At 37.2% G+C, this 17,227-nt stretch carries 13 protein-coding genes and 1 pseudogene; 9 read left to right on the top strand and 5 right to left on the bottom strand.

Annotated features, from left to right (window positions below):
- Window positions 1-7 precede the first annotated feature (7 nt).
- From rplI to csd6, 5 genes are read left to right on the top strand one after another with little or no spacing between them, the layout of a single operon-like run.
- Window positions 8-457, top strand: coding sequence for a 50S ribosomal protein L9 (gene rplI / locus QAP06_RS03920; protein WP_286464876.1), 450 nt, complete (start codon window positions 8-10; stop codon window positions 455-457).
- A gap of 3 nt (window positions 458-460) precedes the next feature.
- A complete protein-coding gene (gene hslV / locus QAP06_RS03915) occupies window positions 461-1,003 on the top strand; it encodes an ATP-dependent protease subunit HslV (protein WP_000461053.1) in 543 nt (180 codons plus the stop codon).
- On the top strand, window positions 1,003-2,334 hold the full coding sequence (gene hslU, locus QAP06_RS03910; RefSeq protein WP_286464875.1) for an ATP-dependent protease ATPase subunit HslU: 1,332 nt from the start codon (window positions 1,003-1,005) through the stop codon (window positions 2,332-2,334). Before hslV ends, hslU begins: the two co-directional genes overlap by 1 nt.
- Window positions 2,334-3,239 carry a GTPase Era gene (gene era, locus QAP06_RS03905; protein ID WP_286464873.1) on the top strand — a complete coding sequence of 302 codons (906 nt, stop codon included), beginning with the start codon at window positions 2,334-2,336 and terminating at the stop codon, window positions 3,237-3,239. The genes hslU and era overlap by 1 nt, the downstream gene beginning before the upstream one ends.
- Window positions 3,236-4,228, top strand: a complete 993-nt coding sequence (csd6, locus tag QAP06_RS03900; RefSeq protein WP_286464871.1) for a cell shape-determining L,D-carboxypeptidase Csd6 — start codon at window positions 3,236-3,238, stop codon at window positions 4,226-4,228. The genes era and csd6 overlap by 4 nt, the downstream gene beginning before the upstream one ends.
- A gap of 76 nt (window positions 4,229-4,304) precedes the next feature.
- Here csd6 and QAP06_RS03895 read toward each other — a convergent pair whose 3' ends face one another.
- On the bottom strand, window positions 4,305-5,159 hold the full coding sequence (locus tag QAP06_RS03895; RefSeq protein WP_286464869.1) for an SEL1-like repeat protein: 855 nt from the start codon (window positions 5,157-5,159) through the stop codon (window positions 4,305-4,307).
- A 140-nt stretch (window positions 5,160-5,299) separates the two neighbouring features.
- Between QAP06_RS03895 and QAP06_RS03890 the strand changes: the two genes are divergently transcribed.
- The 4 genes from QAP06_RS03890 (at window position 5,300) to cag4 (ending at window position 8,068) form a co-directional block, all read left to right on the top strand.
- Window positions 5,300-5,647, top strand: coding sequence for a cag pathogenicity island protein Cag1 (locus QAP06_RS03890; protein ID WP_286464868.1), 348 nt, complete (start codon window positions 5,300-5,302; stop codon window positions 5,645-5,647).
- 107 nt (window positions 5,648-5,754) lie between these two features.
- Window positions 5,755-6,117, top strand: coding sequence for a cag pathogenicity island protein (locus QAP06_RS03885; protein ID WP_286464866.1), 363 nt, complete (start codon window positions 5,755-5,757; stop codon window positions 6,115-6,117).
- Window positions 6,110-7,549 carry a type IV secretion system outer membrane cap subunit Cag3 gene (gene cag3, locus QAP06_RS03880; protein WP_286464865.1) on the top strand — a complete coding sequence of 480 codons (1,440 nt, stop codon included), beginning with the start codon at window positions 6,110-6,112 and terminating at the stop codon, window positions 7,547-7,549. The genes QAP06_RS03885 and cag3 overlap by 8 nt, the downstream gene beginning before the upstream one ends.
- 9 nt (window positions 7,550-7,558) lie before the next feature.
- Window positions 7,559-8,068, top strand: coding sequence for a VirB1 family T4SS lytic transglycosylase Cag4 (gene cag4 / locus QAP06_RS03875; RefSeq protein WP_021303448.1), 510 nt, complete (start codon window positions 7,559-7,561; stop codon window positions 8,066-8,068).
- A gap of 137 nt (window positions 8,069-8,205) precedes the next feature.
- On the opposite strand, the gene cag5 is transcribed toward cag4, so the two are convergent.
- From cag5 to QAP06_RS03855, 4 genes and pseudogenes are all read right to left on the bottom strand, one after another.
- Window positions 8,206-10,452, bottom strand: a complete 2,247-nt coding sequence (cag5, locus tag QAP06_RS03870; protein ID WP_140490664.1) for a VirD4 family type IV secretion system ATPase Cag5 — start codon at window positions 10,450-10,452, stop codon at window positions 8,206-8,208.
- An 8-nt stretch (window positions 10,453-10,460) separates the two neighbouring features.
- The gene (virB11, locus tag QAP06_RS03865; protein ID WP_000133874.1) at window positions 10,461-11,453 is read right to left on the bottom strand and encodes a cag pathogenicity island type IV secretion system ATPase VirB11; all 993 of its coding nucleotides are present in this window, start codon (window positions 11,451-11,453) and stop codon (window positions 10,461-10,463) included.
- A 4-nt stretch (window positions 11,454-11,457) separates the two neighbouring features.
- On the bottom strand, window positions 11,458-12,057 hold the full coding sequence (cagZ, locus tag QAP06_RS03860; protein WP_000418795.1) for a cag pathogenicity island translocation protein CagZ: 600 nt from the start codon (window positions 12,055-12,057) through the stop codon (window positions 11,458-11,460).
- Between the two features lie 136 nt (window positions 12,058-12,193).
- Window positions 12,194-17,227, bottom strand: a pseudogene (locus QAP06_RS03855) (CagY family CD-EC repeat-containing protein).

The following is a 17,227-nucleotide window of genomic DNA, read 5'->3' as shown; positions in this document are numbered from 1 at the left end:
GGATGTAATGAAGGTTCTATTACTAGAAGATGTGAAAAATTTAGGCAAAGCGGGTGAAGTGTGTGAGGTTAAGGATGGCTATGGGAATAACTTTCTAATCGCTAACCAAAAAGCCAAACTCGCCACTAACGAAGTGATCAACAAATACAAAGCCGAAGTTAAAAAGAAAGCTGAAAAAGAAGCCCTAGAAAAGGTGCAAAAATTGCAAATGGTAGAAACCTTACAAACCATCACGCTGACTATCCATAAAAAAGTCGGTGCGAACGGCTCTTTATTTGGAGCGATCACTAAGGAAGAAATCACGGAGCGTTTGAAAGAACAGCATGCGAATTTGGATTTAGATAAAAAAGACATTGAGCTCAAACACCCGATTAAAAGCACAGGGATTTATGAGATTGAAGTCAAGCTCGGATTTGGGGTTGTGGGCGTGTTTAAAATTGATGTGGTGGCTGAGTAGAAAATGTTTGAAGCGACGACGATTCTAGGCTATAGAGGGGAGATGGGGGGCAAGAAGTTCGCGCTCATTGGAGGCGATGGGCAGGTAACTTTGGGTAATTGCGTGGTCAAAGCCAATGCGACAAAAATCAGAAGCTTGTACCACAACCAGGTTTTAAGCGGATTTGCCGGGAGCACTGCGGACGCTTTTAGTTTGTTTGATATGTTTGAACGCATTTTAGAGAGCAAAAAAGGGGATTTGTTTAAAAGCGTGGTGGATTTCAGCAAAGAATGGCGCAAAGATAAGTATTTACGCCGACTGGAAGCGATGATGATCGTTTTAAATTTGGATCACATTTTCATTTTGAGCGGCACGGGCGATGTTTTAGAGGCTGAAGACAATAAGATCGCTGCTATTGGGAGTGGGGGGAATTACGCTTTAAGCGCGGCTAGGGCTTTAGATAATTTCGCTCATTTAGAGCCCAGAAAACTTGTAGAAGAGTCCTTAAAAATCGCAGGGGATCTTTGCATTTACACCAACACGAATATTAAAATTTTGGAGCTTTAATGTCTAAATTGAATATGACCCCACGAGAAATTGTCGCTTATTTAGATGAATATATTATTGGGCAAAAGGAAGCTAAAAAGTCTATCGCTATCGCTTTTAGGAATCGTTACAGGCGTTTACAACTGGAAAAATCCTTACAAGAAGAAATCACGCCTAAAAACATTTTGATGATTGGCTCTACTGGCGTGGGTAAAACTGAAATCGCAAGAAGAATAGCAAAAATCATGGAACTCCCCTTTGTGAAAGTGGAAGCGAGCAAATACACAGAAGTGGGTTTTGTGGGGCGCGATGTGGAGTCTATGGTGAGGGATTTAGTCAATAACAGCGTGCTTTTAGTGGAAAATGAGCATAAAGAAAAATTAAAAGATAAGATTGAAGAAGCGGTTATAGAAAAAATCGCTAAAAAACTCCTACCCCCCTTGCCTAGTGGCGTGAGCGAAGAAAAAAAACAAGAATACGCTAACAGCCTTTTAAAAATGCAACAAAGAATCGCGCAAGGCGAGTTGGATAGCCGAGAAATTGAAATTGAAGTGCGTAAAAAAAGCATAGAGATTGATTCTAATGTGCCACCTGAAATTTTAAGGGTTCAAGAAAACTTGATTAAGGTTTTCCATAAAGAACATGATAAAGTCAAAAAAACTTTAAGCGTTAAAGAGGCTAAAGAAGCCCTAAAGGCAGAAATTAGCGACACGCTTTTAGATGGCGAAGCCATTAAAATGGAGGGTTTGAAGCGCGCGGAAAGTTCAGGGGTGATTTTTATTGATGAAATTGATAAGATCGCTGTAAGCTCTAAAGAAGGAGGCCGTCAAGATCCTAGTAAAGAGGGGGTTCAAAGGGATTTGTTGCCGATTGTAGAGGGGAGTGTGGTGAATACGAAGTATGGCTCTATTAAAACAGAGCATATTTTATTCATTGCAGCCGGGGCTTTTCATCTTTCTAAACCGAGCGATTTGATCCCTGAATTGCAGGGGCGTTTCCCTTTAAGGGTGGAGTTAGAGGATTTAACCGAAGAAATCATGTATATGATTTTAACCCAAACTAAAAACTCTATCATCAAGCAATACCAAGCCCTTTTAAAAGTGGAGAGCGTAGGAATTGCGTTTGAAGACGATGCGATCAAAGAGTTAGCCAAACTTTCTTATAACGCCAATCAAAAAAGCGAAGATATAGGCGCTAGAAGGTTGCACACCACCATTGAAAAAGTGCTAGAAGACATTAGTTTTGAAGCGGAGGATTATTCGGGGCAAAATGTTACTATCACTAAAGAGTTGGTCCAATCAAAGCTAGAGGATTTAGTGGCTGATGAAAATTTAGTGAAGTATATTTTATAATGAAAACTAAGGCAGGCTTTGTAGCTCTTATAGGCAAACCAAACGCTGGAAAAAGCACTCTTTTAAACACTTTATTAAACGCTCATTTAGCCCTCGTTTCGCATAAGGCTAATGCGACAAGAAAATTAATGAAATGCATTGTGCCTTTTAAAGATAAAGAAGGGTATGAGAGCCAGATCATTTTTTTAGACACTCCAGGGCTTCACCATCAAGAAAAATTACTCAACCAATGCATGCTCTCACAGGCTTTAAAAGCGATGGGCGATGCTGAATTGCACGTTTTTTTAGCTTCTGTGCATGATGATTTAAAAGGCTATGAAGAGTTTTTGAGTTTGTGCCAAAAACCCCATATCTTGGCTGTGAGTAAGATTGACACCGCCACGCATAAGCAGGTTTTGCAAAAATTACAAGAGTATCAAAAATACGCTTCGCAATTTTTAGCTCTAGTGCCTTTGAGCGCGAAAAAATCTCAAAATTTAAACGCGCTTTTAGAATGCATCAGCAAGCATTTAAGCCCTAGCGCATGGCTTTTTGAAAAGGATTTGATGAGCGATGAAAAAATGCGCGATATTTATAAGGAAATCATTAGGGAGAGTTTGTTTGTTTTTTTGAGCGATGAAATCCCTTATGAAAGCGATGTGATGATTGATAAATTTATAGAAGAAGAACGCATAGACAAGGTGTATGCGTATATTATTGTAGAAAAAGAAAGCCAAAAAAAAATCGTGATAGGCAAAAACGGGGTGAATATCAAACGCATCGGGACTAGTGCTAGATTGAAAATGCAAGAAGTGGGCGAAAAAAAGGTTTTTTTAAACTTGCAAGTGATCGCTCAAAAATCATGGAGCAAGGAAGAAAAGAGCTTGCAAAAACTGGGTTATATCCATCAAAGGAATAGGGATTGAAAAAAATATTACCGGCTCTGTTAATAGGGTTTGTGGGATTGAATGCTAGTGATCGTTTGTTAGAAATCATGCACCTTTATCAAAAGCAAGGCTTGGAAGTGGTGGGTCAAAAGTTGGATTCTTATTTAGCGGATAAAGCTTTTTGGGCAGAAGAGCTTCAAAACAAGGACACGGATTTTGGCTATTATCAAAACAAGCAGTTTTTATTTGTGGCCAATAAATCCAAGCCTAGTTTAGAGTTTTATGAAATAGACAACAACATGCTTAAAAAAATCAACAGCTCTAAAGCCCTTGTAGGCTCTAAAAAGGGCGATAAAACTTTAGAGGGCGATTTGGCTACGCCTATTGGAGTGTATCGTATCACGCAGAAATTGGAGCGCTTGGATCAATATTATGGCGTTTTGGCTTTTGTAACGAATTACCCTAATTTGTATGACACTTTGAAAAAACGCACCGGGCATGGCATTTGGGTGCATGGAATGCCTTTAAATGGCGATCGGAATGAATTGAACACTAAGGGCTGTATTGCGATTGAAAACCCGCTTTTAAGCTCTTATGATAAGGTATTAAAAGGCGAAAAAGCGTTCCTTATCATCTATGAAGACAAGTTTTTCCCCAGCACCAAAGAAGAATTGAGCATGATTTTAAGCTCCCTTTTTCAATGGAAAGAAGCCTGGGCTAGGGGCGATTTTGAACGCTATATGCGTTTTTATAACCCCAATTTCACCCGCTATGACGGCATGAAATTCAACGCTTTTAAAGAGTATAAAAAAAGGGTGTTTGCAAAAAACGAAAAAAAGAATATCGCTTTTTCTTCTATTAGTGTGGTCCCTTACCCCAACTCCCAGAACAAACGCTTGTTTTATGTGGCGTTTGACCAAGATTACAAAGCCTACCAGCAAAACAAGCTCTCTTACAGCTCTAATTCTCAAAAAGAACTCTACATAGAGATTGAAAACAATCAAGTGTCTATTATAATGGAAAAATAGGGTTTTGCTTTAATGAGAGTCTAAACGGATTTTTTAACCCATTCAGTCAAGCTTGATACAAGTTTGATTAAAAAAACTACAGAGCTTCCATGGCTTTTTCATAGCCAAATTCTGCGGATTTTTGCAAGAATTTTTTAGCCCTACTTTTTTGTTTTCTGGTGCCAAGCCCTTCTTTATAAGCGATCCCAATTCTATAAAGGATTTCCCCCATTTGTTGTTTGAGTAAAATAATATTGCTTGAAATTTCAGCAATGTCTTCCCAAAGAAGTGTCTTATCTTTGATTTGGGTGGATTTCATAACAAGTATTCCAAATTTCTTTCCAAATTTTATAGGATTCGCGCTCAAACTTGAAAGATCAATGAATCGCGATCCAATAAGCATACTAGTGAACGCAAGGTTTGGTAATCTAAAATTGTTAGCAAAATAATTTGTGCTTTTATTAGAAAATATGCGAACCACATGCCTGTAAGTCTTAAGCGCTTGTTTCAAATCCTTTTTCATCCCTAAGCCTTCTGCTTGCATGCGTCCTAAAATTAAAGTGCCCCCTAGCATGCCACTCCCATACCCTTTGATAGCGTTTTGTGCATAGAATTGCACTTTTTTGTAATCCACTTTCACGCCCTTTCCCTCCAAATACATTTTGGCTAAATAAACGCTGCCAAGCCCAATGCTGTATTCTTGCGCCAATTTAAAATCTTTAAAGGCTTGTTTGTATTGGCCTTGATTAAAATGGTCTAAACCATTTTCAAAATAATATGTCTTATGATTTCGCGCAATTTCATCCCACTGATTTCGTGCCCTTTCATCCCAATCATCACTTATGCTAATATATTCATCAGCTATACAAAGTGAAAATGACAACAATAAAACTAGTAAAAGCAATAAAGGCTTTAAAAAAGAGAGGGTGGTGCGATAAAAATCTTTAAACATGTCAAGTCCTTTTACAATTTGAGCCATTCTTTAGCCTGTTTTTCTAGCCAAACCAATGGTTTTATATTTTTTGCTATAATAACATGGATTTGTTTTATAGTAACAAATTGAGAATATACCATTATTATGGAGGTAACACTATGGCTGACACAATCAATACAACTGAAACAACCCATGAAACAAAAAAACCAAACGCTTTTGTAAATTTTTTCAAAAACAGTTTGACTGATAAGCGTTATGATTCATTAGGTCTCATTGGAGCAGGGGTTTTATGTTGTGTCTTGAGCGGTGCTATGGGGATTGTTGGGATAATCTTTGTTGCAATGGGAATCTTTTTGTCTTTTTCTAATATCAACTTAGTGAAATTAATTGAAAAATTGTTCAAAAAGCAATCTAAAGCGGCAACAACTGTCAATAACGAAACCCAAAAATCTCAAGCAACAAGCGTTACCAACGAACCAACTGAAGCTAAAGAGACGAAAGATTGAGGCAAAACAACGATTTTGACTGAAGAAAGAATAAGAGAAAATTTCAAAAATTTAGGCGTTGTAGTGGTTTATTACTCACTGCATGACCCACACAAGCGACCTGTAAAATGATACAAAGAGAATTGAATAGTGTCTCATTTTATAGTTGCTCTAATTATGTAAATAAAGGCGACTGTAAGGGCGTTTTACGAGAAATAAATGGCTCAATGAAAATGGTCTGCTTGGCTAGTGTAAAAGCTAATATTAAAGAAAATTCTTTTTTCTTAGGGTGTAAAAATTATCTTAAGTGCAAATGGATTGCTAGCGTGGATTCACAAGATCCTAAATATCCCAAATGCAATGGATTGATGAAAAGAAAAAAGAATTTCAAAAACAATGAGTTTTTTACAGCTACATCGCTTACCTTAAATGCAATGGAATATGGAATTTTGTCTCTATACCAATCTGAAAAAAAGGAAACTAATGTTTAGAAAACTAGCAACCGCTGTATCGCTCATAGGCTTACTAACCTCTAACACTCTTTATGCTAAAGAAATAAGTGAAGCCGATAAGGTCATTAAGGCCACTAAAGAAACTAAAGAGACCAAGAAAGAAGCTAAACGACTCAAAAAAGAAGCTAAACAGCGCCGACAGATCCCTGATCATAAGAAACCTCAATATGCCTCTGTTGATGACACAAAAACTCAAGCACTTTTTGATATATACGACACCTTGAACGTGAATGATAAAAGCTTTGGGGATTGGTTTGGTAATAGCGCTTTGAAAGACAAAACCTATCTCTACGCTATGGATCTATTGGATTACAACAACTATTTATCCATAGAAAACCCCATTATCAAAACAAGAGCGATGGGGACTTATGCGGATCTCATCATCATCACAGGTTCATTAGAACAAGTCAATGGGTATTACAACATTCTCAAAGCGCTCAACAAACGAAACGCTAAGTTTGTGTTAAAAATCAATGAGAACATGCCTTATGCCCAAGCGACTTTTTTGAGAGTGCCAAAAAGAAGCGATCCCAATGCCCACACGCTTGATAAGGGAGCGTCAATTGATGAGAACAAGCTTTTTGAACAACAAAAACGCGCGTATTTCAACTACGCCAACGATGTGATCTGCAGACCCAATGATGAAGTGTGTTCGCCCCTAAGAGATGAGATGGTCGCTATGCCCACTAGCGATAGCGTTACTCAAAAACCCAATATCATTGCTCCTTATAGCCTGTATAAACTAAAAGAGACAAATAACGCCAATGAGGCCCAACCATCAGCCACTCAAACCGCTCCTGAAAACAGCAAAGAGAAGCTCATAGAGGAGTTAATCGCTAACTCCCAACTCATAGCCAATGAAGAAGAGAGGGAAAAGAAACTCTTGGCAGAAAAAGAAAAACAAGAGGCTGAATTGGCTAAATACAAGCTCAAAGACTTAGAAAATCAAAAGAAACTAAAAGCTTTAGAAGCAGAGTTGAAAAAGAAAAATGCTAAGAAACCTAGAGTAGTGGAAGTGCCTATTTCTCCTAAAACAAGTAATTCTTTTGAAACAATGAGAGTTGTCAAAGAAAAAGAAAACTATAATGGATTATTAGTGGATAAAGAAACCACGATCAAAAGAAGCTATGAGGGGACTTTGATTAGCGAAAATTCTTACAGCAAAAAATCGCCTATCAACCCTAATGACTTGAGAAACTTAGAAGAAGAAATCAAAAGCTACTATATCAAGTCTAATGGTTTGTGTTATGCTAATGGCATCAGTCTTTATGTAAAAATCAAAAACGACCCCTATAAAGAGGGAATGCTGTGTGGTTATGAGAGCGTTCAAACTTTACTTTTGCCATTAAAGGACAAGCTCAAATACGACAAGCAAAAGTTACAAAAAGCGTTACTGAAAGATTCAAAGTAAAGTGAAGTTTTGTTTGGGAAATGGATTGGTCTGACTTTACTTCTTAATTCCTTAGCCTATCCATGCCAAAAAATAACCATCAGTTTCAAGCAATACGAAAATCTTATCCATATCCATCAAAAAGGCTGCGACAATGAAATAATGTGCAGAACGCTCATTTCTATCGCTTTACTAGAAAGTTCTTTGGGCTTGAACAACAAGCGTGAAATTTCCCTAAAAGACACTTCTTATTCCATGTTTCATATCACTTTGAACACCGCTAAAAAATTCTATCCTACCTATTCTAAAACGCTCCTCAAGTTCAAATTGCTCAATGATGTGGATTTTGCGATCCAATTAGCCAAACAAATTTTAAAAGAAAATTTTGATTACTACAAACAGAAATATCCCAACAAAAGCGTGTATCAATTAGTAGAAATGGCAATAGGCGCTTACAATGGGGGAATGAAACACAACCCTAATGGCGCTTACGTGAAGAAATTCCGTTGCATCTATTCTCAAGTGCGATATAACGAGTAGAGCATACTCATTTTATAAGCAATTTTGATGACACAATCCTATTATTTTATGAATTTATAATAATATCATTTACACCATTATCTTTTAATTTTTCTAAAATATATTTTGCTTCTTTTTGTTAAGATATTTTGTCTTAATCACAGTTCGCTTGAACCCACAGGCACTAAAGACTTGTCATAGCTCAATTCACCTCTAGTTTTAGCGGCTTGCAAATCATCATAGAATGTTGCCTGATTAGGCACTTTCCCCAATTTGTATTTCTTGCTCAAGCTTGGACTCACCTTGATGAGTTCATCAGTGAAGAATGGATCATCATAGTAAAGCGCCTTGTGGCATTTGATGGGTTTGAGCGTATTCTCTAGAATGATAAGCTCATCGCCCATAGTCATCAATTCATCAGGGGTCATCAAAAACCGCTCTTTGTTGCTGATAGAAGTGTTGGTCTTACCGGTATTATCATCAATGCTCCGGCTCACGTCTTGCCTTGTGTATTTCCCTAACACCTTAGAAAGTTTTTCAAAATGTTCATAGTAGTTATCGTTGTTAATCCCATAATACATATTCAAAGAAAGGTTGTCTAAAATAGTCTTAGCGCCGTTCCTACCATAACCAAGTGGGGGGTCATTCTCTAGTTGCGCCTTACTTTGAAATACAAAAGCGGGGCGCATGTTGTATTCTGCCATGATCCCTACCGCTTTAACAAAGGTTTCCAAATAGCCACAGAGCGTGAATTCATCCATAAGCATTAAGCAACTTCTTTTGCATTGTGGATCATGGATTGGCAGAATAAGATTGCTATAAATCATCACATTGAAAAACAGCTCTAATATCGGCCCAACAATAGTGCTTTCTTTAGGATTAGCGATCACGCCAATACTCACTTCATCAATCCTTAAACGCCTGAAATCAAAATCATTAGCGCTCGTGAAATTCCTGATCATGGCGTTATTGTAAGGCGCAAACGCTGATGTATAAACCCCCTGCACAGAACTATAAGTTTCTTTAGCGCCACCCATTGTCTTGAAGTTATTCCACATGTTTCTAGTAGCAGGACTAAGCGCTCTTAGATTGTCGCCACTCTTATCTTCTTCACCTCCAAAAAATTCCATCAGAGACACGACTTTTTCCATGTTTGTGTCTTCATCAATCAAGTTGATACCGCTTGCCATAGAACCTATGAAAAACATTGTGGGGGTTTCAGGCATGATGATTTTTTTTCTTTTGACAAACTCAAGCCCCTTTTTAGTCCACATGAGATCCCTATAAATATTGCAATTGATGACAAAAAGATTCCGCGCTTGATTGCTAAAAAAAGGATCTTTTTCATTAGGTCTTTCAGGGAACACGAGCTTTGCCAATCCAAAGATTTGAGTGGAAAAATCCCCCCCACTAGCCACCATCCCATGCCCTTTTAGGCGTGTGTCAATTTGAGAGAGTATGTCTTCAGTTAAAACCACATCATTACCAAAATCCACATAAGCGAAAGGATTAAATCGGTGTGTTTTTAAGGAGAAAGGTTCATAGATGAACACTTTTTGGTTGAAACGTTTTTCTCTGATTTTTCCGCAAGTTTCCATAGTGTCCGCCTTAGGGTCAAACACAACGATATTTTGAGGATAATTGATCATATTGGGCATGATGAAACCCACACCTTTACCGCTTCTAGTAGGAGCAATCAAGCCAATGAACGCCTGTCCTGCGTAAGCGATAAAATCCCCTAAACCACGCCTGCCTACAATAACCTCTCGTTTGTCAAAGGCGCGTTTTTTATTATTGGGTGTGATAAGTTTAGCTTTGATCATTTTCTCTTCAGTTTCCCAACTCGCGCTCCCAAAGAGATCATCAACTTTTTTATTCGCTCCTATGTCTCTAGTCCGAGTTAAGTATTTTAAGAACCACACAAAAAAGGTAATGAAGATATAAGAACATAAAATAGAACTATATACGACTAATGATATATTGAACCCATAAATCTTGAGTGAACTAAAACCAAGCGCTTTAAAATAGTAATTAGGAAAATCTTGTATCGCATAGATCCATATATCAAAAAGATCATCATCGCTCTCAGGCGATCGATTATCATCATAAAAATTACCTAAGAGAATCAAGAAAAATAACCCTGATGTGATAAAAGAATAGGATAGTAATAATATAGCTTGCAACCAAAAGCCAAAGGTTTTAACCCTTTCTTTCAGCCCATCTATAATGATTTCTTTAAAGCTTTTTTTCTTTTGAGGTTGGTTAGCTTTATCTTTAAAAGCCTTTTTTTGAGCTTTTATGAATTTGTAGAGGAAAAATAACGCTATTAACCCTATGAAACTAAAAATAACAACCAACTTATAATCCTCTATGAAGTATAAGGTGTTATACAAAAAGTCTTCCATTGCGCCTACTACCTATGTTTGATATAAAATTCATCACACTGTTTGTGGTGGTTGATATGGACAATCATATCAATCAAATCTTTAAAGCCCTCAATAAGACTTTCAAACTTGATATTCCTTGCTGCACTATTAGATGAACTCATGTTGGCTAAACGGATAAACGCTTCTTCACTGCTCCCTGCATGCAGAGTGGTTAGCGTGCCTTTATGACCGCTACAAAGCACATTATAAAAATCGTATGCCTCACTGCTTCTGAGTTCTCCTAAAATGATTCTATCAGGCCGCATTCTCAAACATGACTTTAAGCAATCAGCAGAGGTGATATTCCCACCAAAAAAAAGCTGTGTGTAGTTCTTGTGGTGTTTGAATACAATCTCTTCGGTGTCTTCAATGGATATGATCCTTTCTTCTTTGGGGATAAACTCCATGATGCTTTTGATATAAGTCGTTTTACCGCTTCCTGTGCCACCACAAACAATCACATTCTTACCAATAGCAATACCATCTTTAATCGCGCTGATCGCTTGTTCTTTGTTATCTAGCAGATTATAAAAACCCTGCTCTTCAAAGAAGCTATGAGGATAGGTTGTTTTGCTAGGTATCCTTATGGATATGGAAATGGTTTCATCATTAACTGTAACAGGGGAAAGGACAATCTGCACCCTTTCACCATTCGCTAAATTGCTGCTCAAAATAGGATTTTCATAGTTGTCTATTGTTTTTTTCTTAAAACTTGCACAACACCGGGCAAAATGCATTAAACGAGACAGACTAAAGGCTTTCTTGTCTCTCACATCAAATGGTTGCCATTCGCCATTATTTTTTAAAACCCACACAACCTTGTTCCCATTGTAACAAATCTCAGTGATATTTTCCATTTTTAAAAAATCACCAAAAAGTTCTTCAGTAGCATGCCTTAGAGGATTTAATGCCGCTTCTTTTAAGGCTCTTTCTACTTCTAGAAATTTTTTATCTTCTGCACTCAATCTGTCTTCAGTCATGTTCTTATTCCAAATTTAATTTTAATTGGGTTATCAATTTAGCTCTTTCTAAAGAAGTGAGATAAGTCTTATTTTTGCTCAAAATAATATATTTAGTCCCTATATCTTGGACAATCTCATTGAGCTTTCTCCCAAAATCATCTATCCCTAGAATCTGAAACGCCACGCCCATCATATTGCCATCTATGAATGGCGGTAAATACTCTCTTGGCAGATAAGAAGCCACTAGGTCTGAAATTCTTGCCACTTCATCACACATAAAATTATTGAAGTTGTCAGAAATTTCTGCAACAAACTCCCCAAGCGTTAGTTCATTTTTGATCGTGCTTTCTGCAAAAGTCTTTTCTTGTTTGCAACGATTGTAACTGGCTAACACAAGGTTGTTCAAATAGTTGTAATAAGCATCAAAACTAATAAAATTCTTTTGCATATTGATTCTTAACTCTTGAACTCTTCTCAAAAAATCTTGCGGATCGTTGCTATCTTTTAAAGAAGAGGCGTAATTTTGAATAAACTTATCCCTTACTTCATTTGCATTTCCCATAAGAGATCTGTTGCTGTCTAAGATCTTTTGTCTTTCTGCTTCATTAAAACCGAGTTCCATTGCTGTTTCCTTTCATTGTTTTTGCTTGGTTTTTTCCGCCACTATATTCTCTAGAAGAGCCTGTCGTTGGTTTTGTTTTTTATTTTGTAAAGAACCGAGTTTAATAACATCAATATATTTTATCCTTTCTCTTGAATTAATTGCCACCTTTGGGGCTTGTGGTGATTTCTTCATGTTCTCTAGACAAAGTTTTGGTGCTTTGTTTGATGATTTCATCTACCACAGATTTGTTGGTAATTTTAACATCATACACGCCACTAAAATCAATATCGTCCATTGTGAGAATCTTAATACTATCACCCTCGTTTTTGTAAAAACTTGGGGGGATATTCATCAGTTGCCCTAGAATTTGATTAGACATTTGAGCTGAACTTTGCATACTACCATTGATAGCTTGACCCAAAGCGTAATTAAATTCAGGTGTCCTTTCACTTCTGCCTTTGCCAAGGCCTATGAGTTTATCTAGAGCTATGATAGGCGCAGTTTGCAAGAAGCTATTAACCACGCTTGCTATCACAGCAAAGCCTATGCGCTTCATAAAGTGATTATTCACATAGCCATCTACCCCTGCTTCACCCAGCATGCCTGCTGCTTGAGCGTTTGCTAGAGGTATTATCACACCATCAGGCGTAATGGCTTTAGTAAAGACTATCATTAAGCGTGTCATAATGGGTGTGCCACCTTTCACGCTTTGATAATTCCCATACACCTTAGTGCCTTTGTCTAGTAAGATCATAGTGCCGTTCATGTTCCATACATCTTTGGCTACAACCCCACTCACTATACCTGTGAGAGTGGCATCTACTTTAGAGGTTAGAGTGATTTCAATAGGGGTGTATTGCGCTAAAACAAATGTGGGATCACTCTTGCCTATAAAGGCCTGTTTGACAGGGCTTGTTTCATCTTGTTTTTCTTCTTTCTTTTTGTCGTCAATGGGATTACCATTTTCATCTACAAATTCCCCACTCTTTTCTTTTTTGTTCTTAAGAGCGATTTCACTGATATTCTTAGCAGTTTCTGCGACATCTTTGTCTATCTTATTGCTTTCTGCTTTAGCTTCTGCTGTGGATTTTTTACTTTTTTCTTTATCGTCATCTTTTTTATTGCCACCTAAAGCCTTAGCTAATTTAGCTTCTAAATTCTTATCCTTAATGGTTTTTTCTGTTTCGTATTGCTTGGTAATGTCAGGCTCTATGGAAGCATAAATAGGATTATCGCTAGCTATTTTGTCCGCATCAACATTAGTAGCGTTAATAGTGGCAATATCGCCACCATTTTTGAAATCCATTGGCAACAACGGATAACCTTTAGCCGCCATGTTATCAAAGGTTTTGCGGTTTCTTAGATCGCTATAAATCAGATCCACTTCATCAGCTTGTCGTTTAATTCCTAGAATTAGCGCCCTTTCACTATCGCTTAAGCCCTCTAAACATTGCTCTATGGCTTCTTGATCAGTAGGGTCATCTAAGTTATCCAAGCACTCGCTTGCTTGATGCAATCTTTCTGTTTTACTCAATTGATTTTGTTTATTTTGTGTCCTTTTATTTTGGATTTCTTGGATCAAATCGCTATAAAGGTTTTGGCATTTCCTTTTTTCTTCATCGGTCCTAGCCGTTTTCAAACAATCCAAGACAGCCTTTTCTCTAGCTTCTTGCAGGTATTTGAGCTTCTCTTCATCGCTCAAACCATCCAAACACTTCATAATGGCCGCTCTGTCGTTAGGATCGGCGTTTTTCAAGCAATCTTTGATCGCTTTATCTTTTTGTTGGAGTTCTTTTGCTAAAAATTTTCTCGCTTCAGGGGTGAGTAATTTTTCGCATTCTTGTTTCTCTTTTTCATTCCTAGCTTTTGATACGCAGTCCAAATAAGCCTTAACGCTCTTCTTAGCTTCTTGCTCTAAGAGTCTCCTCGCTTCAGGGGTGAGTAATTTTTCGCAAGCTTTTCTTTCTTCTTCATTTCTAGCTTGAGAGAGGCAGTCTTTATAAGCTTTAAGACTCTCTTTGGCTAAAACATTTTTCTGTAAGTCTTTAGGGATATTTTTAAGACATGCTTTTCTTTCTTCCTCATTTCTAGCTTTTTCCAAACAACTTAGCACTTGCTTCGCTAAAAATTTCCTCGCTTCAGGGGTGAGTAATTTTTCGCATTCTTGTTTCTCTTTTTCATTCCTGGCTTTTGATACGCAGTCTTTATAAGCCTTAAGACTCTCTTTAGCCTCTTCTAAAAGTTTTTTCGCTTCAGGGGTGAGTAATTTCTCGCATTCTTTTTTCTCTTTTTCATTTCTAGCTCTTGAAACGCAGTCCAAATAAGCTTTAACGCTCTCTTTGGCTAAAACCTTTTTCTGCAAGTCTTTAGGGAGATCTTTGATACACTTTTTTCGTTCTTCATCGGTTTTAGCGTTTTTCAAACAATCTAGTGCTTGTTGCTCTAAGAGTTTTTTCGCTTCAGGCGTGAGTAATTTCTCGCATTCTTTTTTGGCTTTTTTAAGCTTTAAGCTTTAAAAGTTTCCTCGCTTCAGGGGTGAGTAATTTTTGGCAGTCTTTATAAGCTTTAAGACTCTCTTTAGCCTCTTCTAAAATGAGTAATTTCTCGCATTCTTGTTTCTCTTTTTCATTTCTAGCTCTTGAAACGCAGTCCAAATAAGCTTTAACGCTCTCTTTGGCTAAAACCTTTTTCTGCAAGTCTTTAGGGAGATCTTTGATACACTTTTTTCGTTCTTCATCGGTTTTAGCGTTTTTCAAACAATCTAGTGCTTGTTGCTCTAAGAGTTTTTTCGCTTCAGGCGTGAGTAATTTCTCGCATTCTTTTTTTTCTTGAGCTTCAGGAAGCCTTAACGCTTTTTTTAGCTTCTTCTAACTTTTTTTTCGCTTCAGGGGTGAGTAATTTCTCGCATTCTTTTTTCTCAGCTTCAGTTTTGGCTTGAGACACGCAATCCAAGTAAGCTTTAACGCTCTCTTTGGCTTCTTCTTCTAAAAGTTTCCTCGCTTCAGGGGTGAGTAATTTCTCGCATTCTTTTTTTTCAGCTTCAGTTTTGGCTTGAGATACGCAGTCTTTATAAGCTTTAAGACTCTCTTTAGCTAAAATATCGCTTTGTAAGTCTTTAGGGAGATCTTTGATACACTTTTTTCGTTCTTCATCGGTTTTAGCGTTTTTAAAAGTTTTTTCGCTTCAGGGGTGAGTAATTTTTCGCATTCTTGTTTCTCTTTTTCATTTCTAGCTCTTGAAACGCAGTCCAAATAAGCTTTAACGCTCTCTTTGGCTAAAACCTTTTTCTGCAAGTCTTTCGCTTCAGGCGTGAGTAATTTCTCGCAAGCTTCGTTTTTTGAGATACACTTTTTTCGTTCTTCATCGGTTTTAGCGTTTTTCAAACAATCTAGTGCTTGTTGCTCTAACAGTTTTTTCGCTTCAGGGGTGAGTAATTTCTCGCATTCTTTTTTCTCAGCTTCGTTTTTGGCTTGAGATAGCGTTTTTATAAGCTTTAAACCTGTTTTAGCTAAAAATCGCTTTGTAATTTTTCGCCTTGAGCTTCGTTTTTGGCTTGAGATACGCAATCCTTGTAAGCCTTGATGCTCATATCAGCTAGTAGTTCTTTTTGCAAGTCTTGGGGAATATTTTTCAAGCACTCGTTTCGTTCTTCATCGGTTTTAGCGTTTTTCAAACAATCTAGAGCTTGCTGTTTCAATCTTTCTATAGCTTCTTTAGACAAGCCTTTCAAACATTCGTTTTTCTCAGCTTCTGTTTTGGCGTTTTTGATACAATCCTTATACCCTTGAAGCTCTTTTTGAAGCTCTAATTCCTTACGGAATTTCTCTCTAACCTCAGGGTCATTGATGAGTTTTAGACAATCGTTTCGTTCTTCATCGGTTTTGGCGTTTTTCAAACAATCTAGCGCCACTTGAACTTTTTGTTGGTTCAGTAAGCTTTTTTTCAGGTTTTCATCTTTGATTAAATCTAAACACTTGATCCTTTCTTCTTCAGTTTTGGCATTTTTGATGCAGTCATTATAAGCCTCTAGAGTCTTTTTCATTTGATCTTGAAGTTTTTTGTCTTTGATAAGCTTCAAACATTCTTCATAGTTGCCGCCATTACTAATACATTCATAAAAGGCTTTCAATGGGTTTTTGTCCTCAATTTCTGCAATATTCAAATAGTTGTATAAGGTTCTATTGGGATCGTCATTGAGGAAAAGATTCTTATCGATCATATTGCCTTTTTCATTCCGTTCTTTCAGCAATCGGTTATACTCTTGCCTTATTTGGATTTCATCATTGACATAAAGATTCCTGTCTTTGCTAAAACGAGAGCTTTTATCTTCCAAAGGTACAAAGTAGTGAAAAATGCTTCTAGAAAATAAAATAATCACAATAAGAACAGCGACTACAATGCCACCAATAATGTATTTCTTTTTGCTTCCTTTGATAATCTCTTGATCGTTAGAGTCGTCAGTTATTTCTTCTAGCTTGTCTCCATCAAAATGGGTTTTAGTTTCTTGGGTTTTAGTTTCTGTGGGGTTGTCAAGATAATGATCTGAGCTTTCTTTGGATTCTTTTGAAGAATCTTCAAAATGATTGGCTTCTGTCGCTTCTTCATTAGATAGATCTTGTGGTGAATCTTGTTGGGCTTTTTTAGAAGTTTCATCATCAATTAAGCCCGTTTGAGTTTCTTCTTGATACTCATTATTTTCTTGATCGTCTTCTTCGTTCAGTTTTTGGACTTCTTCATCTAAACTCTTTTGTTGAGTGAAAGGTCTTTTATCATCAACATCAATTAAGTCCGTTTGAGTTTCTTCTTGATGCCAATTATTTTCTTGATCATATTCTTCGTTCAGTTTTTGGACTTCTTCATCTAAACTCTTTTGTTGAGTGAAAGGTCTTTTATCATCAACCAATTTTCTGGCTTTCTTGAATAACTTGTCTGCCAGACTGCCATTGCTAGATTCTGAAGTTTCATTACCTCCAGAATCCATTTGAGTTTGGGTTTCTTCTAACTTGTCTTCATCAAAATTGGTTTTAGTTTCTGTGGGGTTGTCAAGATAATGATCTGAGCTTTCTTTGGATTCTTTTGAAGAATCTTCAAAATGATTGACTTCTGTCGCTTCTTCATTGGATAAATCTTGGGGTGAATGTTGTTGGGTTTTTTGAGAAGTTTCAAGTTTATCGTTTTCTTCATTCAT

The organism is Helicobacter pylori (assembly GCF_030323545.1).
Lineage (GTDB): Bacteria > Campylobacterota > Campylobacteria > Campylobacterales > Helicobacteraceae > Helicobacter > Helicobacter pylori_CO.
Note: the sequence above shows the minus strand (reverse complement) of the source record. Positions and strands in the feature narration are given on the sequence as shown.

What these genes read in the sequence shown, in the direction of transcription:
- cag3 (WP_286464865.1), top strand. Translation starts at nt 6,110, where the DNA reads ATGTTTAGAAAACTAGCAACCGCTGTATCGCTCATAGGCTTACTAACC.
- rplI (WP_286464876.1), top strand. Translation starts at nt 8, where the DNA reads ATGAAGGTTCTATTACTAGAAGATGTGAAAAATTTAGGCAAAGCGGGT.
- virB11 (WP_000133874.1), bottom strand. Translation starts at nt 11,453, where the DNA reads ATGACTGAAGACAGATTGAGTGCAGAAGATAAAAAATTTCTAGAAGTA.
- cag5 (WP_140490664.1), bottom strand. Translation starts at nt 10,452, where the DNA reads ATGGAAGACTTTTTGTATAACACCTTATACTTCATAGAGGATTATAAG.
- cagZ (WP_000418795.1), bottom strand. Translation starts at nt 12,057, where the DNA reads ATGGAACTCGGTTTTAATGAAGCAGAAAGACAAAAGATCTTAGACAGC.
- QAP06_RS03885 (WP_286464866.1), top strand. Translation starts at nt 5,755, where the DNA reads ATGATACAAAGAGAATTGAATAGTGTCTCATTTTATAGTTGCTCTAAT.
- hslV (WP_000461053.1), top strand. Translation starts at nt 461, where the DNA reads ATGTTTGAAGCGACGACGATTCTAGGCTATAGAGGGGAGATGGGGGGC.
- QAP06_RS03890 (WP_286464868.1), top strand. Translation starts at nt 5,300, where the DNA reads ATGGCTGACACAATCAATACAACTGAAACAACCCATGAAACAAAAAAA.
- hslU (WP_286464875.1), top strand. Translation starts at nt 1,003, where the DNA reads ATGTCTAAATTGAATATGACCCCACGAGAAATTGTCGCTTATTTAGAT.
- era (WP_286464873.1), top strand. Translation starts at nt 2,334, where the DNA reads ATGAAAACTAAGGCAGGCTTTGTAGCTCTTATAGGCAAACCAAACGCT.
- QAP06_RS03895 (WP_286464869.1), bottom strand. Translation starts at nt 5,159, where the DNA reads ATGTTTAAAGATTTTTATCGCACCACCCTCTCTTTTTTAAAGCCTTTA.